The following is a 24,651-nucleotide window of genomic DNA, read 5'->3' on the forward strand; positions in this document are numbered from 1 at the left end:
ACCGGCGTATCAGTCACGACCCAACGCCTTCAGCGCGCGACGCGTCGCCTCGGCGATCACGGCCGCATTGGCGTCGTCCGATGTCGCCCGGGTGGCGTGGTAATAGGCGGCGACGATCACGGGTTGGCCGTTCGGCGGATACAACAGGCCGATGTCATTGGTCGGCCCATAGCCCCCCGTCCCCGTCTTGTGCGCCACCCGCCAGTCCGCAGGCGTCCCAGCCCTAAGACGATTCTGACCGGTGGGCGTATCGGTCATCCACTGCAGCAACAGGGCGCGCGACGCTGCGGTCAGGGGCGAGGCCGGAGCCAGAAAAAGACGCTGGAGATTGGCGACGGACTGAGAGGGAAGGATCGTGTCCTTGTCGCCGTCCAGACGATTCATCTCCGGTTCGAAACGGTCCGAACGGGTGCTGTGGTCGCCGATGCCGCGATAGAATGTCTGCATCGCCGACGGGCCGCCCATGGCCTTCAGCAACAGATTGGCGGCGGGGTTGTCGCTGACCTCTACTGCGCCCTTCATCAACTGCTCGACCGTCAGGCTGGCGCCAACGGCAGGCTCGGTCACCGGGGCGTGGTCGATCATGTCCGCCGCCGTGATGGGGATGCGGCGATCCAGCCACTCCTGCCCGGCTTGGGCCCGCAACAGGGTCGCGGCGGCCAGATACATCTTGAAGGTCGAGCAATAGACGAAGCGTTCGTCGCCGCGCCAAACCAGCTTACGGCCCGTCGCTGCGTCCTGAACGACGAAGCCGAGACGGCCGCCGTTGCGCGCTTCCAGGTCGGACAGGTCAATAACCTCGTCTGACAGAGGGGCGGGCGCGGCAGGACGTGATTCCGCGCGCGGCGAACAGCCGACCGCGCTCAAGGCGGCCAGCCCCGTCAGGACGCATCGACGCTCCACGGGTGAGCGCATGGGTTCAGGCCGCGTAGCCCGAGGCGGAGACGCCGCTCATCGGCGCCGGGATGGCCGTGCCTTCGTCGGCGTATTCGTTCAGCTTGTTGCGCAGGGTGCGGATCGAGATGCCTAGGATGTTGGCCGCATGGGTGCGGTTGCCCAGGCAGTGGGTCAGGGTGTCCAGGATCAGCGTCTTTTCCATCGCCGCCACAGTCTGGCCTACAAAGCTGCGGGTCACGGCGTCGGCTGCCTGGGCGGCGCGGGCGGCCACCCCGGCTTGCGGCGCTTCATAGGCCTGTCCCGCCATCATGCCCGCGCCCATGCCGCCCAGCGGCTGACCGTCCGGCAGGCGGATGGCGTCGACGTCGATCTCGGGCCCGGTCGCCAGAAGCACCGCGCGGTGCATGGCGTTTTCCAGTTCGCGGACGTTGCCCGGCCAGCGATGGGCCGAAATGGCCTGACGTGCGGCGGCCGAGATCGGACGCACCGGCACGCCGTTGGCTGCGGCGTATTTCTTGATGAAGTGGTCGGCCAGAACCACGATGTCGCCGGGCCGCTCGCGCAAGGACGGCAGCCGCAGGTTCACCACGTTCAGGCGATACAGCAGGTCTTCGCGGAAGGTGCCTTCCGCCACGGCCTTGGCCAGATCGCGGTTCGAGGTCGCGATGATGCGGATGTTGACCGAGACCGGCTTGGAACCGCCGACGCGATCGATGACGCGCTCCTGGATTGCGCGCAACAGCTTGGCCTGAAGCCGGGCGTCCATCTCGGAGATTTCGTCCAGCAGCAGGGTGCCGCCGTCGGCCTCTTCGAACTTGCCGATGCGGCGCGCGACCGCGCCGGTGAAGGCGCCCTTCTCGTGACCGAACAGTTCGGATTCCAGCAGATTGTCGGGAATGGCGGCGCAGTTGACGCTGATGAACGGGCGTTCGGACCGGCGCGAATGCTCGTGCAGATACCGCGCCATCACCTCCTTGCCGACGCCGCTTTCGCCGGTGATCAGGATCGAGGCTTCCGAGCGCGCGACCTGGTCGGCCAGTTGCAGCACCGCCTTCATCGACGGGTCGGCCGAGATCATGGGCTTTTCGTCGTCGGCGACGGCCGACAGGACGGCGGCGATCAGTTCGGCGTCCGGCGGAAGCGGAATGAACTCCTTGGCGCCGGCCTTGATGGCGGCGGCCGCCTCTCGCGCATCGGCATCGACGCCGAAGGCCACGACCGGAATGGTGATCCGCTCGGCCTCGTTGGCGGCGATCAGGGCGGCGATGTCCAACTGATAGTCGACCATCAGCAGGTCGGCGCCCTGCCCCCGGCGCAGTTGCTCGGTCGCCTGATCGGCGCGCTCGACGTGATTGACCTTGGCGCCGTGCGCCATGGCCATCTTCACCGCCGAAGCGAGCTGGCCGCTCAGTCTGCCTACCACCAGAAGACGCATCGTTCTTCTCCTCTAATCTCTAAAGCCGGTCGCCAATCAGGCGCCCGAATCCTCGGTCTTGATGATTTCCGTCATGGTCACGCCCAGCCGGTCGTCGACGACAACGACCTCGCCGCGCGCGATCAGGCGGTTGTTGACGAAGATGTCGATCGCCTCGCCGACCTTGCGATCCAGCTCCAGCACCGAGCCCTTGTTCAGCTTCAGCAGCTGGGCCACCGACATGTGCGACTTGCCCAGAACCGCCGAGATGTTGACCGGCACGTCGAAGACGGTGGCCAGGTCGGCGGCGCTCTTTTCGCCGCTGTCGTCCAGGGGCGGCAGGCCCGAAAGGCCGGAGAATTCCTCCAGCGCCAGGTCGTCGGATGCCATCAGAACATGCTCCTGTCGACGGGAAGGGTTTCGGCGTGTCCGGCTTCGGCGGCCAGGGCGGCGGTCAGGGCCTCGGCGACACGGCCGGCCGAGCCTTGCGGATCGTGATCGGCGCGGCCATCCGCCCATTCCAGCTGGAAGGCGGCCTGGGCCAGGCCCGGTTCATCGCGGAAGGCGACCACGCCGGTGAAGCCGCTGTCGGCGCAGGCGCGCTCGATCAGGCCGCGCGTCTCGTCATCTAGGCCGGAGGCGCGGACGACCAGACGTGGCGAGGCGTCGATTTCCTGCGCCAACAGTTCCAAAGCGGCTTTCAGCGGCGCATGCGGAAACCGGTCGAGAGCAGCTCCAGCGATGGTGCGCGCAGCAGCCAGGGCCAGGTCGGCGGCCTGTTCGCGGTGCGCCTGGGCCACAGCCTTCAGGGTCGGCATGGCCGAGGCGACAGCCTGGGCGATATTGCTTAGCGCCATGGCGCGGATGTTCTCGACCTCGCTGAGGGCCTGTTCGCGCGCTTCCAGACGCCCTTGGGCGACCAGGGCATCGACCTCGGCCGGCAGATAGGAGCGCTTGGCCGGCGTCCAGGCGCCGGGACGCACGACCGTGCCGTCCGCGTCGAACTCGGTGTCGAAGGCGAAGAGGCGCCGGATTTCGGGAGACTGGGTCATGTCAGTAGATCAACTCGTCGTCCGCGCCCTGACCGGCCAGCATGATGTCGCCCTTGGCGGCCAGATCCTTGGCGACCTGGACCATGGCCATCTGGGCGGCGTCGACATCCTTCAGACGCACCGGCCCCATCGACTCCATGTCCTCGCGCATGATCTTGGATGCGCGCTCGGACATGTTGGAGAAGAACATCTCGCGCAGCCCTTCGGACGCGCCCTTCATCGCAAGACCCAGCGAATCCTTATCCACGGCGCGCAGCAATGTCTGCACCCCGCCCGGGTCCAGCTTGGACAGGTCTTCGAAGACGAACATCAGGGCGCGGATGCGTTCGGCCGATTCACGATTGCGCTCTTCCAGAGCCCCGATGAAGCGGGCCTCGGTCTGGCGGTCAAAGCTGTTGAAGATGTCGGCCATCATCTCGTGGCTGTCGCGCTTGGAGGTCCGCGCCAGGTTCGACATGAACTCGGTGCGCAGCGTCGCTTCGATCTTGTCCAGGATTTCGCGCTGCACAGGCTCCATGCGCAGCATCCGCTGCACGCATTCCAGGGCGAAGTCTTCGGGCAGGCTGGTCAGGACGCGGGCGGCGTGGTCCGAGCGCACCTTGGACAGGATGACAGCGACGGTCTGGGGGTATTCGTTCTTCAGATAGTTGGCGAGAACGGCCTCGTTCACATTGCCCAGCTTGTCCCACATGGTGCGACCAGCCGGACCCCGGATTTCCTCCATCAGGCCGTCGACTCGATCCTTGGGCAGGAAGGCGGCCAGAAGCTTTTGCGTCTGCTCGTAGCTGCCCATGACCGAGCCCGAACCGGACAGGCCCGAGACGAACTCGATCATCAGGGCCTCGACGGCCTCGGCGCTGACATTGCCCAGGGTCGCCATGGCCTGGGAGATTTCCTTGACCTCGTCGTCATCCAGCCGCTCCCACAGGGCGGTATGCTCTTCGCCCAGCGCCAGCAGGATGACGGCGGCCTTCTCCGGTCCCGACAGCTTGTTGGGATCGTCGATCGCGGCCTTCTTGTTTACCAGCTTCGCCATCAGCCTTCGGCCACCCAGGTCCGCAGGATGCCGGCCGCATCATCGGGATGCGACTGAACGAAGTCGGCGACCTTCTTGACCGATGACGCCTTCACCTGCCCCTCGATGCGGGCGATGTCGATCTTCTGTTCCATCTCGCTGGGTGCCGGCAGCTGAACCAACTGAGGCTGGCCGTCCGGGCCGATCACCGTAGTTGCTACTGCCGTGACCGGCACGCCATTGGTGCCCGCCAACGCCGGCAGATTGGTCCCACCGCCGGCCGCCGTCTTCAGCAGAGGACGCAGCACGAAGAAGATCAGCAGCAGGGCGACGACCGTCAGAATGCCCAGCTCGACGAAACGCATGATGTCGTTCTTGGAGAAGTCCAGCAGCGACGACTTGCCGTCCAGACCGCCCTCGATGCCGGTGTCGTGGTTGAAGCGGACGTTGATGACCTCGATCTTGTCGCCGCGTGTCTCGTCGATGCCGGCGGCGGCCGCGACCAGCGACTTGATCTGGGCGATCTCCTCGGCGGTGCGCGGCGCATAGGTCGGCTCGCCCTTGCCGTCCTTGGCCGGCGTCCATTTGCCGTCAACGGCGACGGCGACGGCCAGCTTCTTGACCTCGCCCGGCTCCTTGGTCGTGGTCGTGGTGGTCTTGGAGATTTCGTAGTTCGTCGTCTCGGCGTTTTCCGAGTTGGTCGAACCGGCCGGCGTCGCGCCGGGCGCAGCCCCGCCAGGGATGTTATTGGTCGCGGTCACGCCTCCGTCCGGCTGGGCGCTGTTGTCTGCGGATTGCGAGCCGTTGGTCGTCGTCGAGCGAACGACCTGACCATCGGGATCGAACTTCTCTTCCTGTGTCGTGGCGCGACTTTGGTCGATGTCGGCCGTGACCTGAACGCGAGCAGCGCCGGCGCCCACGACGCCTTCGACGATGTCCTTGATGCGCGCTTGAAGCTGGCTCTCGGTATTGCCCTTGGCCTCGGCGGCGGACGCCGAGGTGAACGTTCCGTCGTCGCTGCCGGCCGCCAGGGTGCGGTTCGTCTGGTCCGCCACGGTGACGCGGTCGGGCTTCAGGTTCGGCACAGATGAGGCCACCAGGTTGCGGATCGCCCGCACCTGATCACTCGTCAGGTCACGCCCGCCCAGCCCCACCAGAACGGCGGCGGTCGGTTCGCCGGCGGCAGAGGTGAACATCTCGCGGCGCGGCATGGTGATGTGGACGCGGGCGGCGGTGATGCCGCGCATGGACATGATGGTGCGTGACAGCTCGCCCTGCAGGGCGCGCTGTTCGTTCAACTGCTGCTGGAACTCGGTCTGGCCCAGCACCGACTGGCTGTCGAACAGCTCGTAACCGACCGATCCGGACGTGACCAAGCCCTTGCCCGCGACCAGCATCCGCGCCGTGCCGACCTCGTCGCGGTTGACCATGATGGTCGAACCGTCGCCTTTGGACGAATATTTGATGCCGGCCTGATCCAGGGCGGCGCTGATCTCGCTGGCCTCGCGCAGATCCAGATTGGAATAGAGAAGCGCGTCCGGCGCCTGGCCCATGCGCAGCATAATGGCGACTAGCACGGCGGCCACGCCTGCGGCGACGCCGAGGACCGCAGCCAGACGGCCGATCCCGAACTTCTGCAACGCCGCTGTGAAGCCGCCCACGCGTCCCCGCCCCCTACTCGCGGGAGACACGAACGCCCCGCTAGGCAGAAAATGCCGCCTTGATGGTAAACGTCGCGTTAAGACCCGCTTAAGGGCGCGCTCTGCCCGCCTGAAGCTGCGGCAAGACGGCCGGCGCACCCGACGGCAACGGGGCTTTCGGATCTCTCAGCCACGAGGCGACGTCACGATAGACGATCTCGGCGTCCAGATCGCGGTTCAGCAGATGCCAGCCGTTTGGATACCATGCGGTCCGCAGCGTGCCGCCCTCCCGCTCAGCCCGCTCCAGCGCCAGCTTCATCGGCCCCTTCTTCACCACCTCGTCGTGGGCGCCGTACATCAGGATGGCGTCGCCCCGAATGCGGCCGAGGCTGCGCGACGAGGCCTCCATCAGATCGACCAGCCCATAGACCGTGTCGAACCGGGTCGCGAGGATGCTCATCGGATCGCGCCCGTTGCGGATCAGCTCCAGCGTATTGGATGAGGCGTGGATATCGCGCGTGATAAACTCCGGCGGTTCCAGCGCAACGTCTCCCAGCGCCCGCGCCGCAATGTTCAGCGCCGTGCTGTTCAACGGTCCTTGCGTCGACCAACCCCAGACGCCTGGCGCGAGCAGCACGACGCGGTCCGCATCCGGGGGATTATCGGAGCCGAACGCCGCCGCCGTCACAGACCCGCCCATGCTTTCGCCCACCACGGCGATGATGGCCTGGGGATAGCGGGCGCGCGCCATGGCGGTGATCTCGCGCAGATCATCGGTCATCCGCTGCTGCCCGGCCCATTCGCCCCGCCCCGGCGCCCCGCCAAAGCCGCGCTGATCGTAGGACCAGGTTTCGATTCCCTGCTCAGCCCACCAGGGTCCGGCCAGACGGAAGCTGGCGTCGTGGTCGTTCATCCCATGTAGGGCCACGATCACAGCCCAAGGCGCCCCATCCTTTGGCCCCCAATGCAGATACGGCAGGCGCGCGCCGTCCGACATGACCAGGGCGCGATCCTCGACATGGGCGCCGACAAAGCCCGGCGGCGGCGTCAAAGGGGGCTGGATATGAGGTGCGGCGCAGGCCGACAGAACGAGCGCGGCGGCCAGCGGCATAAGTCTGGAGGCGATCAAGGCCATGTGTCCCAAGCAGCGCTCACGATACCACCGGCAAGTCCATCTCGCTGGAGCGAATGGCCGCCGGATTTGCAGAAGTCAGAATGCGCCGAACGCGTTCCCGCAGATAGGGAAGCACCTCTATCTCGAACCACGGATTCTTCTTTAGCCAGGCCGTATTGCGCCACGACGGATGCGGCAGCACCAGCAGATCCGGCGCGTACTCACGCCACGCCCGTACCGTCTCGGTCATTGTCCGCTTGGCCCTGTCGCCCAGCGCCCACGCCTGGGCATAGCCGCCGACCAGCAGCGTCAGCTCCATCTGCGGCAGGGCGTCCAGCAACTGCGGTCGCCATAGTTCCGCACAGCGTGACGGGGGCGGATAGTCGCCACCCTTCGGGGCAGTGCCTGGATAGCAGAAGGCCTGGGCCGCCACCCCGATGCGCGGGTCGGCGTAGAAGGTCTCATAGTCCACGCCCATCCAATCACGAAGACGATCGCCTGAGGGGTCCGTGAACGGCAGGCCGCTCTCATGAACGCGTCGTCCCGGCGCCTGGCCGCAGATCAGCAGCCGTGTCTCGGGAAAGACCCGCACTACCGGGCGCGGCGTATGCGGCAGGACGCCCGCGCAGGCGCGACAGGCGCGGATGTCGGTCAGAATGCCTTCGAGATATCTCGCGACACGCTCATCCCCACGAAGGCGGGGACCCATATCTTTGGGCGCTCCGCTTTCGCCGATCTTCAGCGATATCGATCCCAAACGCCGTGCCTCACGAAAGGATTAGGTCCCCGCTTTCGCGGGGATGAGCGGAGTGCTTAATCCTCGCCGTCATTGTCGACGACCGGCGGACGGCGGCTCAACGCCAGGGCCGTCTCTTCCTCGGTCGCCTGACGCAGGCGCGTGACGCCACGGAAGTTGTCTGGATCGACCGCCTTGCCCTTCTTGGTGATAGTCAGCTTGCCTTGGCGCATCAGGCCCAAAGCGGTCGCGCGAACCTTGGGCAGCATGCGCTGCCACTGCTCGGGCTGTAGCTCTTTGGCCACTTCCGCCGGCTCAATGCTCTTGCCGGGCTCAAGCGCGGCGATTTTGTTCAGGATTGCGGTTTCGATCGGGTCGCTCATTGCGCCTATATGCTGCAACGCACGCCCAGAAGTAAGGCCGAGTCTGCATGCCCAAGAAAATCACCATCACCGAGGGCGAGTTCGCCGGCTGGCAGACTTACGATCTGCACGACACCTTCGACACGGTGGTCGGCCCCTTCTACGGCAAGCCGGACCCCGACGGGCACATGCGCTGCGCCTTCCGCGCCGAGCAGAAGCACATGAACGCAGGCGGGCGGATGCACGGCGGTTGCCTGATGACCTTCGCCGACATTGCTATGTTCCAGATCGCCTATCAGGAGATGGAGGGCGCCTCGGGCGTCACCGTCCAGCTGGACTCCACCTTCATCGACGGGGGCTATGTCGGCGAACTGATCGAGGCCACCGGCCAGGTCACCAAGGCGGGCAAGAGCCTGATCTTCGTGCGGGGTCAGATCAATACCGGCGAGCGCCTGCTGATGACGTTCTCCGGCGTCATCCGCAAATTCACGCCGCGCTGAGCGTGTCCTAGCCGAAGACGACGCTGGGCATCGCGCCGACGATGGCCGCGGTCATCAGTGTGGCCAGGAAGCCGGCGAGCAGGCCCTTCCAGACCATGCCCAGCACCTCCTCACGGCGTTCGGGCATCAGGACCGACAGGCCGGTGACGGTGATGCCGACCGAGCCGATATTGGCGAAGCCGCACAGGGCGTAGGTCATCAGCATCCGCGTGCGCTCGGTCATCTCTGCGGCCGGCACCTTGCCCAGGTCGATGAAGGCGACGAACTCGGTCAGGGTCAGTTTGACGCCCAGCAGCCAGCCGGCGACATCGGCATCCTTCCACTCGACCCCGATCAGCCAGGCGACCGGCGCGAAGACCCATCCCAGCATCCGCTCGACGGTCAGGGGCGCATCGAACACGACGAACCCGCCCAGCATGACGTTGACCAGGGCGACCAGGGCCACGAACACGATCAGCACGGCCGAGATGTTCAGCACGACCATCAGGCCGTCGGACGTGCCTTTCACAATGGCGTCGATGGCGCTGTCGTATTTCAGGGCTGAGTCATAGTCGGCGACCGCACCGCCCATCCCCTCTTTCTCGGGGATGATGATCCGCGCCAGCAGCACGCCGGCCGGCGCCGACACGATGGAAGCCACCAGCACGTGCCCCGCCGCATTCGGCAGCACAGGCGACAGGATCGTCGCATAGGCCACCATGGTCGAACCGGCGACGGTCGCCAGGCCCACCACCATCATCAGGAAGATCTCGGAACGCGTCAGCTTGTCCAGATAGGCGCGGATCACGATCGGGCTTTCGATCATGCCCAGGAAGATGTTGGCCGCGACCGCCAGGGCCGAGGCGCCGCCCAGACCCATCGTCTTCTGGAACAGGAAGCCGAAGCCCAAGGTGATCCACTTCAGGATCTTCCAATGCCACAGCAGGGCCGACAGGGCGGAAATCACTAGGATCAACGGCAGAACCTGGAAGGCGAAGGTGAAGAGCGCGCCCTGGTTCGAGACCGTATAGGGTTGGTCCCCGCCCGCCAGATAGCCGAAGACGAACTTGGTCCCCTCGGTCGTGGCGACCGCCAGACCATCCACCGCGCCCGTCACCGCCGCCAGCACCGCCTGCGAGCCAGGAATGGCGAACAGGGCCAGCACCAGCGCGGCCTGCACCAGGATCGCGCCGATGGTCAGCCGCCAGGGAAAGGCCTTGCGGTTTTCCGAGATCGCCCAGCAGACCGCGACGATGACGACCAGACCCAGAAGGCTCTGGAGGTTCAGAAGGCTGAACATGAAAAACGATCCCCGCACCCGGCGCGCCTGCCGGTCTTTATTCGCTTCAAGGACAAAGTGACGCGGCTGGCAAGCGAAACGAAAAAGGGCGGCCCCTTAAGGGACCGCCCTCATCCTGTCGTCGCGCCTCGGCTTACAGTTGGCCGCGCACCAGCTTGCCATAGTGATCCATCAGATCCAGCGACAGGGCGCCGGGGGTGAAGCGGTATTCGCCCACCTCGGCGACCGGGGTCACCTCGACGGCCGTGCCGGTCAGGAAGCATTCGGTGAAGTCCGACAGTTCTTCCGGCTTGATCTCGCGCACCACCACCTCGATGCCCTTTTCGCGGGCGATCTCGATCACCGTCTGGCGGGTGATACCGTCCAGAATGTGCTCGACGTTCGGCGTGTGGATGACGCCGTCCTTGACGAAGAAGACGTTGGCGCCGGTCGCCTCGGCGACATAGCCGCGCCAGTCCAGCATCAGGGCGTCGGCGAAACCGCGGCGCTCGGCGGCGTTCTTGGACATGGTGCAGATCATGTACAAACCCGCCGCCTTGGCTGTCGTCGGGGCTGTCGCCGGATCGGGACGACGCCACTTGGACCATTCCAGACGCAGGCCGCGCGCCTTGACCTCGGGGTCGAAATAGCTGGGCCAGTCCCACACGGCGATGGCCAGGTGGACCTTGTTGTTCAGGGCCGAAACGCTGGTCTGTTCCGGGCCGAGGTAGGCGACGGGACGCACATAGCAGTCCGTCAGACCGTTCTTGGCGCAGGTTTCCTTACAGAAGGCGTCGATTTCAGCGACGCTGTAGGGTATCTCGAAATCGAGCAGGTTGGCGGACCGCTTCAGGCGCTCGGAATGTTGCGTCAGCTTGAAGATTTCGCCGCCGTACATACGCTCACCCTCAAAGACCGACGAGCCGTAGTGAAGGGCATGGGTCAGAACGTGCGTTTTCGCTTCCCTCCAGGGGACGAAATCGCCATTCACCCAGATGAAGCCGTCACGATCGTCGAAAGGAACGAAGGCCATTGAAATACGTCTCCCGCGAAACTGACGGTCTTAGAGCCGCACGAATCGCTCAGGTCAACGCCGCAAGCGGGGGAAACGTCGCATGAGCATGACGGAATCGCGTTCGCATGGCCGCTCAGGCCCCATCGCCGGCCCCGGCGTCGGCCGCCATCTGCTGATTGTCGACGACGACGATCGCATCCGCGAACTGCTGAAGGAATTCCTGGCGCGCGAAGGCTATCGCGTGACCGGCGCCGCGCACGCGGCCGCCGCCAAGCGGATGATGGAGCTGATCGAGTTCGATCTGGTCGTGCTGGATGTCATGATGCCGGGCGAAAGCGGCCTGGACCTGACCAGCTGGGTCCGCAGCAAGGCTGAACTATCCAAGACGCCGGTCCTGCTGCTGACCGCGCGCGGCGATCCGGAGGACCGGATCGAGGGTCTGTCGCGCGGCGCCGACGACTATATGTCCAAGCCGTTCGAACCGCGCGAACTGGTGCTGCGCATCGACGCCATCCTGCGCCGCACCGGCGGCAAGCCGATCGGTCCCAAGGAGATCAAGCTGGGGACCGCTGTATTCGACATGGAACGGCTGGAGTTGAGCCGTGACGGCGCGCTCCAGCGCCTGACCGAGGCGGAGGCCCAGTTGCTCAAGACCCTGGCGCTCCACGCCCATGCCCCGGTCGAGCGGATGAGCCTGTCGCCCGACACCGCCGACATCACAGGCCGCGCCGTGGACGTCCAGGTCACCCGCCTGCGCCGCAAGCTGGAGGTCGATCCCAAGAACCCGCGCTATCTCCAGACGGTGCGCGGCGTCGGCTATATGCTGGCTCCCGACTGAGCCGATGCGGCTTCTGCCCGCCTATCTGTGGCCGCGCTTTCTGAAGCGGCGCCTGCCGACCTCGCTATGGGGCCGGTCGCTGCTGATAATCGTCCTGCCGGTGCTGGTGATGCAAATGGCGGTGACCTGGGTCTTCTTCGACGCCCACTGGCAGACGGTGACCGCGCGCCTGTCCGAAGGCCTGGCCGGCGACATCGCCTGGGCCGTTGAGAGCTATGAGGACGACCCCAGCCCGGCGAACCTGGACAAGCTGGCCAATCGCGCCGAGCGATCCATGTCCCTGTCCATCGTGCTTCAGGATGGACGCACCCTTCCGACCGAAGAACGCCGCGGCGCCATCGGCGTGGTGGACCGCGTGCTGGACAAGGCCTTGGATGCGCGCCTCGACCGCCCCTACTGGTTCGACACCACCCGCTATCCCGCCTACGTCGACATCCAGGTGCAGGAGCCGCAAGGGGTGCTGCGCATCATCGCCCCGCGCGAGCGCGCGGTGGCGACCCAGGCTCATATCTTCGTCCTGTGGTTGGCGGTGGCGACCGTTCTGTTGATGGGCGTCGCCATTCTGTTCATTCGTAATCAGGTCCGCGCCATCGAGCGTCTGGCCGACGCCGCCGAGGCCTTCGGACGCGGCGAAACCGTGCCCCGGTTCAAGCCGCATGGCGCGCGCGAGGTCCGCGCCGCCGCCGTCGCCTTCATGGCCATGCGCGACCGGATCCAGCGCCACATCGATCAACGCACCGCCCTGCTCGCCTCGGTCAGCCACGACCTGCGCACGCCGCTTACCCGTCTGCGCCTCGAACTGGCGCTCGCTCCGCCCTTCAAGCGCCAGTCCGCCATGCGGGGCGACCTGGACGAGATGGAGCATATGATCGACGAATACCTCGACTTCGCTCGCGGCGAGGCGGGCGAACCGCCGAAGCCGGTGTCGATCTCCGACCTGCTGAAGGCGGCCGGCGAGGATGCAAAACGCGCCGGCGCCGAGGTCGAGGTGGTGGTCGCCGAGGGCCTGACCGCCTCGGTTCGCCCCCTCGCCTTCAAGCGCGCCCTGGTCAATCTGGCCGGCAATGCCGCCTCGCACGGCGAGCATGTGCGGCTATCGGGCCGCGCCCTGGCGTCAGGCGGGCTGGAGATCATCGTCGAGGATGACGGCCCCGGCATTCCAGAAGCGATGTATGACGAGGCCTTCCGGCCCTTCTCGCGCCTGGACGAGTCACGCAATCAGAACCGCAAGGGCGTCGGTCTGGGCCTGGCCATCGCGCGCGACGTGGCGCGCGGCCACGGGGGCGACGTCACCTTGGATCGCAGCGAACTGGGCGGATTGAAAGCGACCATCCGCATCCCCGGCGCGGTCACCGTCGCCGAGTCCGCCTAAGGCTTTAAAGCTTTCGTCAGCAGGTCTGGCGAAACGACGCTGCAAGGGTCATCTTGAGGGCGACAGGGCTTGGAGATGATTTCGATGCGTAAACTCGCCTTCTTTGCACCGCTGGCCGCGACCCTCACCGTCGCCGCCATAGCTCAGGCTCAAGCGCCGACGGTGAACGTCACGGTCGGGCCGCAGCTTCAGCGCGAGGTCGAAAAGCTCGGTGACCGCGAGGTTAACGAACAGATCGCCGGCCTTCAGGCCGAGGTCGGCAAGGCCTTGGCCCAGCGTTATCCGGGCGCCACCGCCAATCTGGTGCTGGTCGATCTGAAGCCGAACAGGCCGACGTTCGAACAGGTCCGTCAGACGCCCGGCCTCGATCCGATCCGCAGCGTGTCCGTCGGCGGCGCGGCCATCAAGGGTGAGATCGTGATGGCGGACGGCGTGACGCGGCCCGTGGACTATTCCTACTTCACGCCCAGCATCAACGACGTCTGGGGCTACAGCGTCTGGCGTGACGCCGACCGCGCGTTCGAGCGCTTCGGCGATCAGATCGAGCGCGGACGCTTCTAGGCACCCATCTCGCGGTTGCGTCTGACCGCCGCCGCGACCGTCTCGTCCAGCATCACCGTGAGGCGGCCGTCCTTCGCCATGGCGTCAAGCCCGGCGCGGGTCGAGCCGCCAGGCGAGGCGATGCGGCCTATCAGGGCCTCCAGCCCGTCGTCACCCATGGAGTTGGCTGCGGACCTCAGGGTCGCGCGCGCCAGCACATCCGCCGTCGCCGCATCCAGACCCGCCGCCTCCCCGGCCCGCGCCAGCGCTTCGGTGAAGGCGTAGAAATAGGCTGCGCCTGACCCGGCCACCGCTGTCGCCGCATCCATCAGCGCCTCGTCGGCCAGCACGACCGTCTCGGCCATCGGCTCGAACAACGCCCGCCCGATGCCCTCGGCGCGCCGGTCCGCCGACCAGACAGAGGCAACGCCGCGCCCGCGCGACACGCCGGTCGTCGGCATCACCCGCACGATGGGCCAGCCTCCTAGACCTTCGGCCAAGGTCGGCGCCGTCACGCCCGCCATGACCGACAAGATCACAGCCCGGTCGTTCAGGAACGGCGCCAGCGGAGCCATCACCTCGCGCCATAGCGCCGGTTTGACCGCCAACACGATCACCGCCGCCTCGGTCAGCATCTCCAGCGGCGGATTGATATGCGCGCCCTTGGCCCGCGCCGTCTCGGCCGCCGGCTTTTCAGAAAGGGAGAGAATGATCAGGTCGGACGCCGCCACCGTCTCGGTCAGCAGCCAGCCTTCCAGAATGGCTGAGCCCAGCCGGCCGCAGCCGACCAGGACAACGGGACCCGGCACAGATGCCGCGCTTGGCATCAGGCGGTGCCGACGGTCTCGAACAGGCAGGCGTCGATCGCCTCCTGCGGCTTCTTGTTCCCGCGCACCATGAAGTCGAAGGCGGGGTAGTAGCGATCCGAAGCCTCGATGGCCGCGTCGATCATCGATGCCGCCTGGGCCAGGGTCGGGCGCTCGCCCATCGGCAGGGCCAGCGAATGGCGGAAGACGATCTCCCCGTCCTCGGCCCAAACCTCGAAATGCCCCATCCAGGTGCGCTGGTTGATCAGACCGACCAGTTCATAGGCCGCCGTCTTGCGGCTCTTGGCGACCTTCAGATCCAGCGCGCAGCACAGCTGAAGACAGTCGCCCTCGGGACGCCAGGCGAACCAAAGTTCATAGTCCTTCCAGTCGCCGGCCAGAGCAAAGGCGAGGTCGCCGTCGTCGGTGCGGTCGAACGGAAGGTTCTCGGCCGTGAGCACATGCTCGACGACCTCAAGCGGGTCGAAGGGCACGTCCACTTCTTCTGGCCGGGCGATGTCCATCAAGTGTCTTTCACGCTGCGTCCGCGAGAATCGCGGGCGTTAACAGAACGGTAAGCCTGTTCGCAGATTCGGCTCAACCGGCTGCGTCCCCGGGTTGAGTTCCATCTGTGGACGTTCCCTTCACGGGCTTTGCAGCCGGCTTTTGGGCGGCCTTCAGCTCTGCGATCTCGGCCCGCAGAGCCGCGATCTCGTCCTTCAGAACATCAAACTCGTCGCGACGGACCAGGTCCATTTCGGCGGCGATCCGGTCGGCCTGGGCGCGCCAGGCGGTCTTGGCCTCTTCGCCTGCGGCCTGGGCCAGGCCCATGGCGCCGGTCGTCAGCTTGGCGAACTCGTCCAGAATGGGATTGCGGGTCTGCATGGCGGCTCCGACCTCAACGTCGTTAACGAAGGTTCACCGACTATGGTGAACGAAACCTTTCTTTCTGCTGCTTCGCGGGCGCCATCAAGGCGTCGTGATGCGTCTTCACAGGCGACGACGGCGGCGACGCTTGCTAAACCGCTGTCAAAGACAGTCCCGCACAGGAACGCCCCTTGCCCTTTCCCGAATTCGATCCGGTCCTAATTCACCTCGGACCGCTTCCGATCCGCTGGTACGCCCTGGCCTATGTCGCCGGCATCGTGCTGGGCTGGTGGTACGCCGCACGTCTGGTCAAGACCCAGCGTCTGTGGGCGCCGGGCAAGCCGCCAATCAACACCACCCAGCTGGACGATCTGGTGCTGTGGATCGTGCTCGGCATCATCCTCGGCGGCCGGTTGGGCTACGCCCTCTTCTACAAACCGGTCATGTACGGCCAGCTTTTCACCGGCCAGACCCTGGGCGAACGGTTCGAACTGTTCCAGCTCTGGACAGGCGGCATGAGCTTCCACGGCGGCTTCTTGGGCGTGGTCCTGGCTATCGTCCTCTATTCCCGCGCCCAGAAGATCGACATGCTGCGGCTGGGCGATCTGATCGCGCCTGTCGTGCCCATCGGCCTGATGTTCGGCCGCCTTGCCAACTTTATCAATGGCGAGCTGTGGGGCCGCGAGACGACTGTCCCGTGGGCCATCCGTTTCTGCAACGCCCGCATCGAACAGATGTACGGCTTCTGCCCCGCCGGCGACGCGCCCCGCCATCCCAGCCAGCTTTACGAAGCCGGCCTGGAGGGGATCGTCCTGCTGTCCATCCTCTCCCTGGGCATCTGGAAGTTCGATCTGCTGAAGAAGCCCGGCTACATCACCGGCCTGTTCCTGGTCGGCTACGGCGTCTGCCGCGCCGCGCTGGAGAATGTGCGTGAGCCCGACTTCGGCATGCCTGATTTCCCGCTTGGCCTGACCATGGGGATGATGCTGTCGATCCCGATGATCCTGATCGGCGCCTGGCTGATCTGGCGCGCCTGGAACCAGCCGCCCGTCGCAGCATGAGCGACGTCGAACCCCTGAAGACCCGTCTGGCGCGCGAGATCGCCCTGACGGGGCCGATGACGGTCGCCGACTACGTCACTCGCTGCCTGCATGACCCGAAGGGCGGCTACTACGCCTCGCGTCCTGACCTGGGCGCACGTGGCGACTTCATCACCGCCCCCCTGGTCAGCCAGATGTTCGGCGAACTGATCGGCCTGTGGGCGGTCGAGACCTGGAACCGGCTGGGCGCCCCCGAACGCTTTCGCCTGGTCGAGGTCGGCCCCGGCGACGGCACATTGATGAGCGACGCCCTGAGGGCCGCCCGCCTGGTCCCTGGCTTCCTCGAAGCCTGCGACCTGATCCTCATCGAACCCAGCGCCCCCTTGCGCGATCTTCAGGCCAAGGCTTTGGCCGGCGCCGACCTGTCGCCCCGGTGGGTCCGCGACCTGACGCGGATCGAGACCGACGCCCCCGTCATCCTGATCGCCAACGAGGTGCTGGACTGCATGCCCGCGCGCCAGTTCGTCCGCACCGAGGGCGGCTGGGCCGAGCGGCGCATCGGCGTCACCGACGACGGCGACCTGATCTTCGGCCTGACCGCCATTTCCGGCGGTTTCCAAAAGCCGGACTTCGAAATCGCGCCGGGCGGCATCCTGGAAATCTCGGAACAGCAGGCCCTCTTCGGCCGCGACCTGGGCCTGTTGATGAAGGCCGCCTCGGGCGCCGCCCTGCTGATCGACTACGGCCGCGCCCGTCCCGAGGCCGGCGACACCCTCCAGGCGCTGCACCGTCACCAGAAGGTCGATCCCCTGTCGACGCCGGGTGAGGCCGACCTGACGCAATGGGCTGATTTCCCTCTGGTCATGGAGGCCGCCGTCCGCACCGGCGCCGATGTCACCGGCTGCCTGCCCCAGGGCGAGTTCCTGCGCCTGCTCGGCGTCGAGGCCCGCACCGAGACGCTTAAAGCCAGTCGGCCCGCAGCCGCCGCCGTCATCGACCGCCAGTTCGACCGCCTGACCGCCGCCGACCAGATGGGAAGCCTGTTCAAGGCCGCCGCGATCTTTGCGCCCCGATCCCTGGTCGTGCCCGGCTGGGACGCCTGATATAGGTGGGGGCATGAGCGATCTGGCCCCCATCACCCACCCGCTTCTGACCGCCGCCGGCGTCGCCCACGGCTTCTTCACCCGCACGGGCGGCGTCTCGACCGGAATCTACGAAGGCCTGAACGCCGGCGTCGGCTCAAAGGACGACCCCGCCTCCGTCGCCGAGAACCGCCGCCGCGTCGCCGCCCATTTCAACGCCGACGCCGACCATTTGAACGGCTGCTACCAGATCCATTCCGCCGTCGCCCGCGTGGCGGAAGGCCCCTGGCATGGCGACAGGCCCGAGGGCGACGCCGTCGTATCGGCCGAGCCTGGTCTGCTGTGTTCGGTCCTGACGGCCGACTGCGCGCCGGTGCTGTTGGCCGATCCCGAGACCCGCATCGTCGCCGCCGTCCACGCCGGCTGGAAGGGCGCCCTGGGCGGGGTGGTCCATTCCGCCGTCGCCGCCATGCAGGCCCTGGGCGCCGATCCCCGCCGCACCCTGGCCGTCGTCGGCCCGTGCATCGCCCCCGCCAGCTACGAGGTCGGCGCCGATTTCGAGGACCGTTTCACCCACCATGATCCTGGCAGCGACCGCTTCTTCCACCCCGGAGAGACCGACGACAAACGCCAGTTCGACCTGCCCGGCTTCGTCCTGTGGCGGCTGCAGCAGGCAGGCGTCGGTCAGGCCGTCTGGACCGGCCACAACACCTGCGCGGACACAGAGCGGTTCTATTCGAACCGCCGCGCCTTCCAGCACGGCGAGCCGGACTTCGGTCGATTGATTTCGGTGATCGGGGCTTAACCCGCGCGCGCCAGCTCCGGCACGCGGGTGACCTCGCGCCAAGCTTGGGGCGCGGCCAGCAGGGCGCGGACCAGCTTGTTGTTCAGGGCGTGGCCGGCCTTGTAGCCTTCGTAGCGACCCAGCAGCGGCGCGCCCAGCACATACAGGTCGCCGATGGCGTCCAGCGCCTTGTGACGCACGAACTCGCGTTCCATGCGCAGACCGCCGGGGTTCAGAATCTCATCGCCGTCGATGACCACGGCGTTCTCCAGCGAGCCGCCGCGCGCCAGACCCGCCTTGCGCAGCGCCTCGACCTCATGGGCGAAACCGAAGGTGCGGCAGGCCATGATCTCCTTGCGGAAAGTCGGTTCGTCCACGACGAAATCGATCACCTGATTGCCGATCACGGCCGACGGGAAGTCGATCTCGAACCGCATCTCATAGCGGTCGCACGGCATCAGGGCCGCATGCTTGTCGCCCTCGACGACATGGACCGTTTCCAGAATCTCGACGTAGCGCTGCGGCGTCGGCTGCGGTCGGAAACCGGCCCGGTCCAGCAGCTTCACGAACTCCAGCGCCGAACCGTCCAGGATCGGCAGCTCCGGTCCGTCGACCTCGACCACGGCGTTCGACACGCCCAGCGCGGCGAAAGCGGCCATCAGATGCTCGATGGTCGAAAGGCGAACGCCCGCGCCATTCTCGATCATGGTGTTCAGGCGGGCGTCAACGACGGCCTCGCCCGACACCGGAATGCGGTTGTCGCGGTCGGTGATGTCGGTGCGCACGAAGACGATGCCCGTGCCAGATGGCGCAGGCCGAACCGCCAGCCGCACCCGGCGACCGGTGTGCACCCCGACCCCGGCGATAATGGCCGGGGCGACGAGGGTGCGTTCGTGATGGTCGCTTCTGACCGACAAACCTGATCTCGCTCTTTACCTTTTCGCGCGCCGCACGCCGTGCGGATTGCGCCCTAGGTTCCATGTAACGGTCATGCCGCAAGCGCGAAATCAAAGTCCGGTTTCGGATTGTTTCGGTCTGAGACACATCCAGACGAGAAACGCCCCGGAGGCGGGCTCCGGGGCGTTTGGTCGTCATTTGGGACGTTTAGTTGGCCAGACGGCGGAGAAAGGATGGGATTTCCAGGTCGTCATCGGCCTGTCCCGCCTCCGGTTCTGGATGTTGGGCCGGTTGAGCCGACGCGCGCGCCTGATGCGACGATTGCGGCGCATAGGACATATCGTGCTGAGGCTGGGTGCGCTTGCCGCGTCCGAACAGGCTCCAGCCGCTGCGGCGGTGGTCACGGTCGTCGTAACCATCTTCGGCTTGGGGTTGCTGGGCCGCAGGCGCGGCGCGCTCATAGAGATCGCCTTGCGGCGCGACGCGCGGGGCCGGCGCGCGGGTCTCATATTCCTCGACCCAGGGATCAACGATGGGGTCCAGAGTGCGCGGCTGCGGCTCGGCGACGCGGATCACCGGCTCGGGGCGCGGTTCCGGTTCGCGAGCGGCAGGGGCCTGAAAGGTCGGCACAACCGGCGCCGCCTCGATGCGGGGCTCAGGCGCGCGCGGGGCTTCTGCACGAACCGGCTCGCGATAGGTGTCGCGGGTCGGTTCCGGGGCGCGCGAGGCTTGCGTGCCATACAGGCCGCCAGCCGAGCGTCGAGCGTCATGACCAGCCAGCGGCGCGCTGGCGGCCTGCGGGGCGATGGGTTCGATGCGACGCACTTCGCCCTCGTCCATTCCGGTCGCGACGACCGAGACGCGGATCTTGCCATCCAGGGCCGGGTCGAAGGCCGCGCCGAAGATGATGTTGGCGTCGCCGTCCACTTCCGCGCTGATGGCGTTGGCGGCTTCATCGACCTCCAACAGGGTCATGTCCAGACCGCCGGTGATGTTCACCAGCACGGCCTTGGCGCCCTTCAGGCTGGTCTCGTCCAGCAGCGGGTTGGCGATGGCGTTCTGGGCCGCCAGCAGGGCGCGGTCGTCGCCGGTAGCCTCGCCCGTGCCCATCATCGCCTTGCCCATCTCGGACATCACCGCGCGTACGTCGGCGAAGTCCAGATTGATCAGGCCGGGCAGGATCATCAGGTCTGTGATCGAGCGCACGCCCGAGTGCAGAACCTGATCGGCCATGCCGAACGCGTCGGCGAAAGTCGTGCGCTCGTTGGCGACGCGGAACAGGTTCTGGTTCGGGATGACAATCAATGTGTCGACATAGCGTTGCAGCTCGGCGACGCCCGCGTCGGCCAGACGCATGCGGTGACGCCCTTCGAAGGTGAAGGGCTTGGTCACGACGCCGACGGTCAGGATGCCGCGATCACGCGCGCATTTGGCGATGACCGGCGCCGCGCCGGTGCCAGTGCCGCCCCCCATGCCGCAGGTGATGAAGACCATGTGCGCACCTTCCAGGTGCTGATGGATTTCGTCGGCGGATTCCTCGGCGGCGTTCATGCCGACTTCGGGGTGGGCGCCGGCGCCCAGACCCTGGGTGATGGTCTCGCCCAGCTGGATGCGGCGATCGGTCTTGGCGAAGCTGAGGTGCTGCGCATCGGTGTTGGCCACGACGAACTCGACCCCTTCAAGGCCGGCGTCGATCATATTGTTCACGGCGTTGCCGCCAGCGCCGCCGACGCCGAACACGACGATGCGGGGCTTCAGTTCAGTGTGTTGCGGCTTGACCAATGAGAGCGACATTTTCTGTTTCCGACCTGCTGACCCGCCCCTTCAAACCAACCGACCGCCCCGCCGAATCGCTTTGGTTATGAGCGCGTTAAGGATTGCGCCCATGAAGGTTAAGAGAAGGTTACGGCGATAATGTGAGTCGGACCGAAGAACACCCCAAACCGAAAGCGTTGCCGGAGTTTTCCTGTCGACAACGAAAAAGGGCGGCTCTTCCGAGCCGCCCTTTCCGCAATCAATCCCAGTTTTACCAGGGACGATAGTTCAGGCTGATCGAGTAACGACGTCCGTAAGGATCGAAGTTGGAGTAGAGCGTTGCGCCCAGCCAACGCGCCTGTTCGGAGTCGAAGGCGTTCTGCACCGTGCCGGTGAGCGTCAGATCATCGCGAACCTGATAACGGACCGAGAAGTCGTTCCGCATGAAGTTCTTGGTGTCCAGATATTCGGCAGGACGCGAGTCTGCGTTCTGCACGAAATCACGACGCTGGACGATGTCCTGAGCGGTTTGCCAGTCGGCGACCCAGGTGACACGCAGAGGCTCGAACGGCGTTTGCCACGTCAGCGTCGAGGTCAGGCGGGTACGCGGATAGAACAGCGTGCTCGACAGTTCGGTGAAGTCGTTGGGGTTTTCGATGTTGTTGAAGTTCTTCTGCTCGATCAGCCAGGAGCCGTTGACCGAGTGTTGGAACACCCCCCAGTTCCGACCCAGCATGTCCTGCGTGTCGAAGCGGTAGTTCGACGTGAAGTCCAGTCCGCGAACGTTACGCTTGGCATAGTTGATCGAGCTTTGCAGGAAGTCGACCAGCAGGAAGCGGTCATCGCGCGGCGTCGCCGGATCGTTGACGCCAGTACGGGTCAGCGTTTGGCAGGCGCTGGTGTTCAGCGAAGGCCCGTTGACGCAGTTTTCAGCTGCGGTTTGTGCGCTCACGGCTGCGATCACCTTGTCGATGGTGATTTCGTAGTAGTCCAGCACCAGCGAGAAGTTCGGAATGAAGCGGGGCTGCAAGACCGTCGAGAAGGTGAACGATTCCGACTCTTCCGGCTGCAGGTTGGGATTGCCGCCGTTACGCCCTGCGACGCTCGAGCCGTATTCCGGACGGTAGGCGTTGGCCGCCGTCGGATCCTGGAAGTTGAAGGTCAGACCCAGCTGTTGCGCCAAGGCGGCGCAGTTCACGATCCGGTTCGCCGCCTTCGTACGATCGGCGAAGTTCTGGATGTTGACCGTAGCGCACGGGTCATTGAACTGCAGGAAGGTCTGCGTTTGCGGCGAGTTGGTTTCGGACAACGTTGGCGCGCGCACCGAGGTGTTGAACGACGTCTTGAAGGCGATATCGCGGATCGGGCGGTAAACCAGGTTCACGCCGTAAACGTCGTTGCCGCCAAAGGTCGAGAAGTCGCTGTAGCGATACGACCCGCTGAGTTCTGCATATTCGCCCAGGAAGCTGTCACGCATCAGGGGAATGGAGAGTTCAGCAAAGGCTTCCTTGGTCTCATAGGAAGCCGGCAGGAAGTCGGCGCCGCTGTTGAGCTGGGCGTAGGTGGTGCCGAGCGAACGGCTGCGGCCCGTGCCTTCGGTGTATTCCTTGCGGTATTCGGCGCCCAGAGCGACACCGATGGGGCCTGCGCCCCAGAAGTCCCACAGTTGGCCAGACACGGTGCCCAGCGCGTCATGCTGTTCGTTGACTTGGTCGATCGTCAGTTGGGCGCGCACATACTGCAGAGCTTCTTCGCTCTGGTTGCCCAGACCAAAGACGTTCAGCGGCTTACAGTTCTGGACCACGGCCGACTGCGAATTCAGCGTACCGGGCACGTTGGGGTTACGGCTCGTGACCGTACCGCCGTTGGCGGTCAGCTGCTGCACGCGGCAGACGATATTGCCGGACGCGTCGCGCACTGCATCCATGGCGTAGGAGAAGCGCTCGATGTCCAGGCCACGTTCGACGTTCTTGTTGTCGACACGACCGTAGGTGTAGCCCAGATCCCAGTCGATGTTCTTGACAAAGCCCAGATCACCAGCCGACCCGTTCAGACCGACAACGTAACGTTGCAGTTGCTTGTCATTGGTCTGCGGACGGTCCAGCAGCCAAGCGCTGTAACGCGCGAACGGCGCCGCCGTCGTGCCCGTCTGGGCGCCCGGAGCCCCAGCGGTCGCCGGACCATAGACGGGCGTCGTATTTGCGCGGATCGCAGCGGCCAGATTGGCCGGCAGGAAGGCGTTGTCCGTGCGCGTCGTATAGGCCGACGTGCTCAGGATCTGCATCGAGTTCCCGGCGTTCAGCGTGTCGGAAATATAGACGTCGCCGAACGAGTAGCCCGTCGCCAGATTCGTCGTTTCGTCGACGTACTTGGCCTCGGCATACAGATTGATGTTCGGCGTGATCTTGAAGTTTCCGCCGACCTGGAAGCGGGCGTTTTCAGATTTCGGCAACGTCGAGTCGACATTGAAGATCACATTCGGGTTCTCACCGTCACCGCCGACGTTGACCGCACGGTTGGTGCCCGTTTGCTGAACCCAATTGCCGAAGTCCGCGATACGCGCATTGAGCCCATCAAAGACGTAGGTCCTGCCCGGAGCGACGCCGAAGCAGGACGCCGAAGTGATGGATGTCGTCGTGCACTGTCCGGTTGGAATGGTGTTCGGGTTGTTGAGTGCGCTCGGCTGGTAATTGTTGGCGAGCGTAACCTGACCCCAGCGAAGCAGCTGGAGCGTGCGGCGGTCCTTGTAGAGGAGCGCATCAGTCACGCCATCGTAAGCTGCTGCCGCCGTGTCGGCATCGCGACCGACCAGACCCCAACCGCCCTGCAGCCAATCGATGTCGGCCGCCAGAACTTCATCCAGTTGCTCGTATTCACCGAAGGCGTAGACGTTCAGGCGGTCGTCGAACAGATTTTTGCCAGCCAGCACGGAGATGCGCTTGGAGTCCTGGCCGCCATCGTTAAGCTGCGCCCAGCGAGCATCGATTTCCAGCCCCTCGAAGTCCTTGCGCAGCTTGAAGTTCAGCACGCCGGAAACGGCGTCCGCGCCGTAAACGGACGCCGCGCCGCCCGTGACGATTTCGACGCTTTCAATCAGTAGGCGCGGAATGGTGTCGACGTCGACGGCCAAGGTGCCTTGCGGCGATCCAACGTGGCGACGGCCGTCAACCAGCGTCAGCGTGCGACCCGAGCCCAGCGAGCGCAGGTTGGGCAGCGACAGGCCGCCCGCGTTCAGAACGCCTGCGGTCGTGTCCGACGGAACCTGCGAGTTCATCAGCGCAGGAATGGTCGCCAGGTAGTCGATGACCGTGTTTTGACCGGTCGTCAGCAGGGTCTCGCGGCTGACCTGGATCAGGGGGGTGGGAGCCGTGACCGGATCGCGGCGGATACGCGAACCGGTGACGACGATTTCGTCAACCTGAGTAGCGTCTGCGGCTTCAGCAGCGGTTTGCTGCGCCTGCGCCCAAGCGGGGGCCGACACGGCGAGAATGCCCGCCAGAACCGTCGTCCCAAACAAATAATTACGCTTCAGTTTCATAATCAGTCACCCCACTAGAATCGATTTGCGAACAGCCGAGCCGCAAAAGCCCATGGCTTCTCGTAAACCGTCTAGCGAAATATGGCCGTCAGGCAACCAATGTGACCCAAATCGGGCCAGCACGCGTCG

Annotated in this window: 24 protein-coding genes; 7 read left to right on the forward strand and 17 right to left on the reverse strand. The window is 65.6% G+C overall.

The annotated features are described in order from the left end of the window. Positions 1–9 precede the first annotated feature (9 nt). From bla to HNP47_RS06830, 9 genes are all read right to left on the reverse strand, one after another. The gene (gene bla, locus HNP47_RS06790) at positions 10–915 is read right to left on the reverse strand and encodes a class A beta-lactamase (RefSeq protein ID WP_184278837.1); all 906 of its coding nucleotides are present in this window, start codon (positions 913–915) and stop codon (positions 10–12) included. Positions 916–919: 4 nt separating this feature from the next. Then, on the reverse strand, positions 920–2,332 hold the full coding sequence (locus HNP47_RS06795; RefSeq protein ID WP_055803826.1) for a sigma-54-dependent Fis family transcriptional regulator: 1,413 nt from the start codon (positions 2,330–2,332) through the stop codon (positions 920–922). Between the two features lie 36 nt (positions 2,333–2,368). Beyond that, entirely contained in the window at positions 2,369–2,701 is a 333-nt protein-coding gene (fliN, locus tag HNP47_RS06800; RefSeq protein ID WP_039246916.1) for a flagellar motor switch protein FliN, read from the reverse strand. Next, positions 2,701–3,363 carry a flagellar assembly protein FlbE gene (locus tag HNP47_RS06805; protein ID WP_184278838.1) on the reverse strand — a complete coding sequence of 221 codons (663 nt, stop codon included), beginning with the start codon at positions 3,361–3,363 and terminating at the stop codon, positions 2,701–2,703. The genes fliN and HNP47_RS06805 overlap by 1 nt, the downstream gene beginning before the upstream one ends. Before the next feature lies 1 nt (position 3,364). Further along, positions 3,365–4,399, reverse strand: a complete 1,035-nt coding sequence (gene fliG, locus HNP47_RS06810) for a flagellar motor switch protein FliG (protein ID WP_184278839.1) — start codon at positions 4,397–4,399, stop codon at positions 3,365–3,367. Further along, the gene (gene fliF / locus HNP47_RS06815; protein ID WP_184278840.1) at positions 4,399–6,039 is read right to left on the reverse strand and encodes a flagellar basal-body MS-ring/collar protein FliF; all 1,641 of its coding nucleotides are present in this window, start codon (positions 6,037–6,039) and stop codon (positions 4,399–4,401) included. The genes fliG and fliF overlap by 1 nt, the downstream gene beginning before the upstream one ends. An 88-nt stretch (positions 6,040–6,127) precedes the next feature. Then, on the reverse strand, positions 6,128–7,147 hold the full coding sequence (locus HNP47_RS06820; RefSeq protein WP_260394631.1) for a lysophospholipase: 1,020 nt from the start codon (positions 7,145–7,147) through the stop codon (positions 6,128–6,130). 22 nt (positions 7,148–7,169) lie between these two features. Further along, the gene (locus HNP47_RS06825) at positions 7,170–7,841 is read right to left on the reverse strand and encodes a uracil-DNA glycosylase family protein (protein ID WP_184278842.1); all 672 of its coding nucleotides are present in this window, start codon (positions 7,839–7,841) and stop codon (positions 7,170–7,172) included. 104 nt (positions 7,842–7,945) lie between these two features. After that, positions 7,946–8,251 carry a DUF3253 domain-containing protein gene (locus tag HNP47_RS06830; RefSeq protein WP_184278843.1) on the reverse strand — a complete coding sequence of 102 codons (306 nt, stop codon included), beginning with the start codon at positions 8,249–8,251 and terminating at the stop codon, positions 7,946–7,948. Between the two features lie 47 nt (positions 8,252–8,298). Between HNP47_RS06830 and HNP47_RS06835 the strand changes: the two genes are divergently transcribed. Continuing rightward, positions 8,299–8,730: a PaaI family thioesterase gene (locus HNP47_RS06835; RefSeq protein ID WP_039246907.1), complete on the forward strand. Its 432-nt coding sequence runs from the start codon at positions 8,299–8,301 to the stop codon at positions 8,728–8,730. A 7-nt stretch (positions 8,731–8,737) separates the two neighbouring features. Here the strand turns inward: HNP47_RS06835 and HNP47_RS06840 are convergent, their stop codons facing one another. Together HNP47_RS06840 and HNP47_RS06845 are read right to left on the reverse strand one after the other, a co-directional pair. Continuing rightward, a complete protein-coding gene (locus HNP47_RS06840) occupies positions 8,738–10,009 on the reverse strand; it encodes a NupC/NupG family nucleoside CNT transporter (RefSeq protein ID WP_184278844.1) in 1,272 nt (423 codons plus the stop codon). Positions 10,010–10,142: 133 nt separating this feature from the next. Then, on the reverse strand, positions 10,143–11,021 hold the full coding sequence (locus HNP47_RS06845) for a branched-chain amino acid aminotransferase (RefSeq protein WP_045810405.1): 879 nt from the start codon (positions 11,019–11,021) through the stop codon (positions 10,143–10,145). An 88-nt stretch (positions 11,022–11,109) separates the two neighbouring features. On the opposite strand from HNP47_RS06845, the gene HNP47_RS06850 reads away from it, so the two are divergent. From HNP47_RS06850 to HNP47_RS06860, 3 genes are all read left to right on the forward strand, one after another. Then, positions 11,110–11,841: a response regulator gene (locus HNP47_RS06850; RefSeq protein WP_409360149.1), complete on the forward strand. Its 732-nt coding sequence runs from the start codon at positions 11,110–11,112 to the stop codon at positions 11,839–11,841. Between the two features lie 4 nt (positions 11,842–11,845). Then, positions 11,846–13,213 carry an ATP-binding protein gene (locus HNP47_RS06855; protein ID WP_066626393.1) on the forward strand — a complete coding sequence of 456 codons (1,368 nt, stop codon included), beginning with the start codon at positions 11,846–11,848 and terminating at the stop codon, positions 13,211–13,213. A gap of 84 nt (positions 13,214–13,297) precedes the next feature. After that, positions 13,298–13,774, forward strand: coding sequence for a hypothetical protein (locus tag HNP47_RS06860; protein WP_221414930.1), 477 nt, complete (start codon positions 13,298–13,300; stop codon positions 13,772–13,774). Here HNP47_RS06860 and HNP47_RS06865 read toward each other — a convergent pair. From HNP47_RS06865 to HNP47_RS06875, 3 genes are all read right to left on the reverse strand, one after another. Beyond that, a complete protein-coding gene (locus HNP47_RS06865; RefSeq protein ID WP_311770037.1) occupies positions 13,771–14,562 on the reverse strand; it encodes a pyrroline-5-carboxylate reductase dimerization domain-containing protein in 792 nt (263 codons plus the stop codon). The genes HNP47_RS06860 and HNP47_RS06865 overlap by 4 nt on opposite strands. A 17-nt stretch (positions 14,563–14,579) precedes the next feature. After that, positions 14,580–15,083 carry a YbjN domain-containing protein gene (locus HNP47_RS06870; RefSeq protein ID WP_017504503.1) on the reverse strand — a complete coding sequence of 168 codons (504 nt, stop codon included), beginning with the start codon at positions 15,081–15,083 and terminating at the stop codon, positions 14,580–14,582. Positions 15,084–15,156: 73 nt separating this feature from the next. Beyond that, positions 15,157–15,444: an accessory factor UbiK family protein gene (locus HNP47_RS06875; RefSeq protein ID WP_017504504.1), complete on the reverse strand. Its 288-nt coding sequence runs from the start codon at positions 15,442–15,444 to the stop codon at positions 15,157–15,159. 173 nt (positions 15,445–15,617) lie between these two features. On the opposite strand from HNP47_RS06875, the gene lgt reads away from it, so the two are divergent. The 3 genes from lgt to pgeF are packed head-to-tail and all read left to right on the forward strand — an operon-like array spanning position 15,618 to position 18,353. Then, the gene (lgt, locus tag HNP47_RS06880) at positions 15,618–16,487 is read left to right on the forward strand and encodes a prolipoprotein diacylglyceryl transferase (RefSeq protein WP_184278847.1); all 870 of its coding nucleotides are present in this window, start codon (positions 15,618–15,620) and stop codon (positions 16,485–16,487) included. Beyond that, positions 16,484–17,569 carry a class I SAM-dependent methyltransferase gene (locus HNP47_RS06885; RefSeq protein ID WP_184278848.1) on the forward strand — a complete coding sequence of 362 codons (1,086 nt, stop codon included), beginning with the start codon at positions 16,484–16,486 and terminating at the stop codon, positions 17,567–17,569. Before lgt ends, HNP47_RS06885 begins: the two co-directional genes overlap by 4 nt. Positions 17,570–17,582: 13 nt before the next feature. After that, positions 17,583–18,353 carry a peptidoglycan editing factor PgeF gene (pgeF, locus tag HNP47_RS06890; protein ID WP_184278849.1) on the forward strand — a complete coding sequence of 257 codons (771 nt, stop codon included), beginning with the start codon at positions 17,583–17,585 and terminating at the stop codon, positions 18,351–18,353. Here pgeF and lpxC read toward each other — a convergent pair. The 3 genes from lpxC to HNP47_RS06905 form a co-directional block, all read right to left on the reverse strand. Beyond that, positions 18,350–19,249 (reverse strand): UDP-3-O-acyl-N-acetylglucosamine deacetylase, encoded by a 900-nt coding sequence (lpxC, locus tag HNP47_RS06895; protein ID WP_184278850.1) that lies wholly within the window; start codon positions 19,247–19,249, stop codon positions 18,350–18,352. The two genes, pgeF and lpxC, sit on opposite strands and share 4 nt — an antisense overlap. A 187-nt stretch (positions 19,250–19,436) precedes the next feature. Then, entirely contained in the window at positions 19,437–21,023 is a 1,587-nt protein-coding gene (ftsZ, locus tag HNP47_RS06900; RefSeq protein WP_184278851.1) for a cell division protein FtsZ, read from the reverse strand. Between the two features lie 232 nt (positions 21,024–21,255). Then, positions 21,256–24,522, reverse strand: a complete 3,267-nt coding sequence (locus tag HNP47_RS06905) for a TonB-dependent receptor domain-containing protein (RefSeq protein WP_184278852.1) — start codon at positions 24,520–24,522, stop codon at positions 21,256–21,258. Positions 24,523–24,651: the final 129 nt, after the last annotated feature.

The organism is Brevundimonas vesicularis, assembly GCF_014204545.1.
Taxonomy (GTDB): Bacteria; Pseudomonadota; Alphaproteobacteria; order Caulobacterales; family Caulobacteraceae; genus Brevundimonas; species Brevundimonas vesicularis_B.

What these genes read in the sequence shown, in the direction of transcription:
- HNP47_RS06795 (WP_055803826.1), bottom strand. Translation starts at nt 2,332, where the DNA reads ATGCGTCTTCTGGTGGTAGGCAGACTGAGCGGCCAGCTCGCTTCGGCG.
- HNP47_RS06835 (WP_039246907.1), top strand. Translation starts at nt 8,299, where the DNA reads ATGCCCAAGAAAATCACCATCACCGAGGGCGAGTTCGCCGGCTGGCAG.
- HNP47_RS06905 (WP_184278852.1), bottom strand. Translation starts at nt 24,522, where the DNA reads ATGAAACTGAAGCGTAATTATTTGTTTGGGACGACGGTTCTGGCGGGC.
- HNP47_RS06885 (WP_184278848.1), top strand. Translation starts at nt 16,484, where the DNA reads ATGAGCGACGTCGAACCCCTGAAGACCCGTCTGGCGCGCGAGATCGCC.
- HNP47_RS06830 (WP_184278843.1), bottom strand. Translation starts at nt 8,251, where the DNA reads ATGAGCGACCCGATCGAAACCGCAATCCTGAACAAAATCGCCGCGCTT.
- HNP47_RS06855 (WP_066626393.1), top strand. Translation starts at nt 11,846, where the DNA reads ATGCGGCTTCTGCCCGCCTATCTGTGGCCGCGCTTTCTGAAGCGGCGC.
- fliG (WP_184278839.1), bottom strand. Translation starts at nt 4,399, where the DNA reads ATGGCGAAGCTGGTAAACAAGAAGGCCGCGATCGACGATCCCAACAAG.
- HNP47_RS06825 (WP_184278842.1), bottom strand. Translation starts at nt 7,841, where the DNA reads ATGGGTCCCCGCCTTCGTGGGGATGAGCGTGTCGCGAGATATCTCGAA.
- bla (WP_184278837.1), bottom strand. Translation starts at nt 915, where the DNA reads ATGCGCTCACCCGTGGAGCGTCGATGCGTCCTGACGGGGCTGGCCGCC.
- fliN (WP_039246916.1), bottom strand. Translation starts at nt 2,701, where the DNA reads ATGGCATCCGACGACCTGGCGCTGGAGGAATTCTCCGGCCTTTCGGGC.
- ftsZ (WP_184278851.1), bottom strand. Translation starts at nt 21,023, where the DNA reads ATGTCGCTCTCATTGGTCAAGCCGCAACACACTGAACTGAAGCCCCGC.
- HNP47_RS06845 (WP_045810405.1), bottom strand. Translation starts at nt 11,021, where the DNA reads ATGGCCTTCGTTCCTTTCGACGATCGTGACGGCTTCATCTGGGTGAAT.
- HNP47_RS06860 (WP_221414930.1), top strand. Translation starts at nt 13,298, where the DNA reads ATGCGTAAACTCGCCTTCTTTGCACCGCTGGCCGCGACCCTCACCGTC.
- HNP47_RS06870 (WP_017504503.1), bottom strand. Translation starts at nt 15,083, where the DNA reads ATGGACATCGCCCGGCCAGAAGAAGTGGACGTGCCCTTCGACCCGCTT.
- HNP47_RS06875 (WP_017504504.1), bottom strand. Translation starts at nt 15,444, where the DNA reads ATGCAGACCCGCAATCCCATTCTGGACGAGTTCGCCAAGCTGACGACC.
- HNP47_RS06805 (WP_184278838.1), bottom strand. Translation starts at nt 3,363, where the DNA reads ATGACCCAGTCTCCCGAAATCCGGCGCCTCTTCGCCTTCGACACCGAG.
- HNP47_RS06850 (WP_409360149.1), top strand. Translation starts at nt 11,110, where the DNA reads ATGACGGAATCGCGTTCGCATGGCCGCTCAGGCCCCATCGCCGGCCCC.
- pgeF (WP_184278849.1), top strand. Translation starts at nt 17,583, where the DNA reads ATGAGCGATCTGGCCCCCATCACCCACCCGCTTCTGACCGCCGCCGGC.
- HNP47_RS06840 (WP_184278844.1), bottom strand. Translation starts at nt 10,009, where the DNA reads ATGTTCAGCCTTCTGAACCTCCAGAGCCTTCTGGGTCTGGTCGTCATC.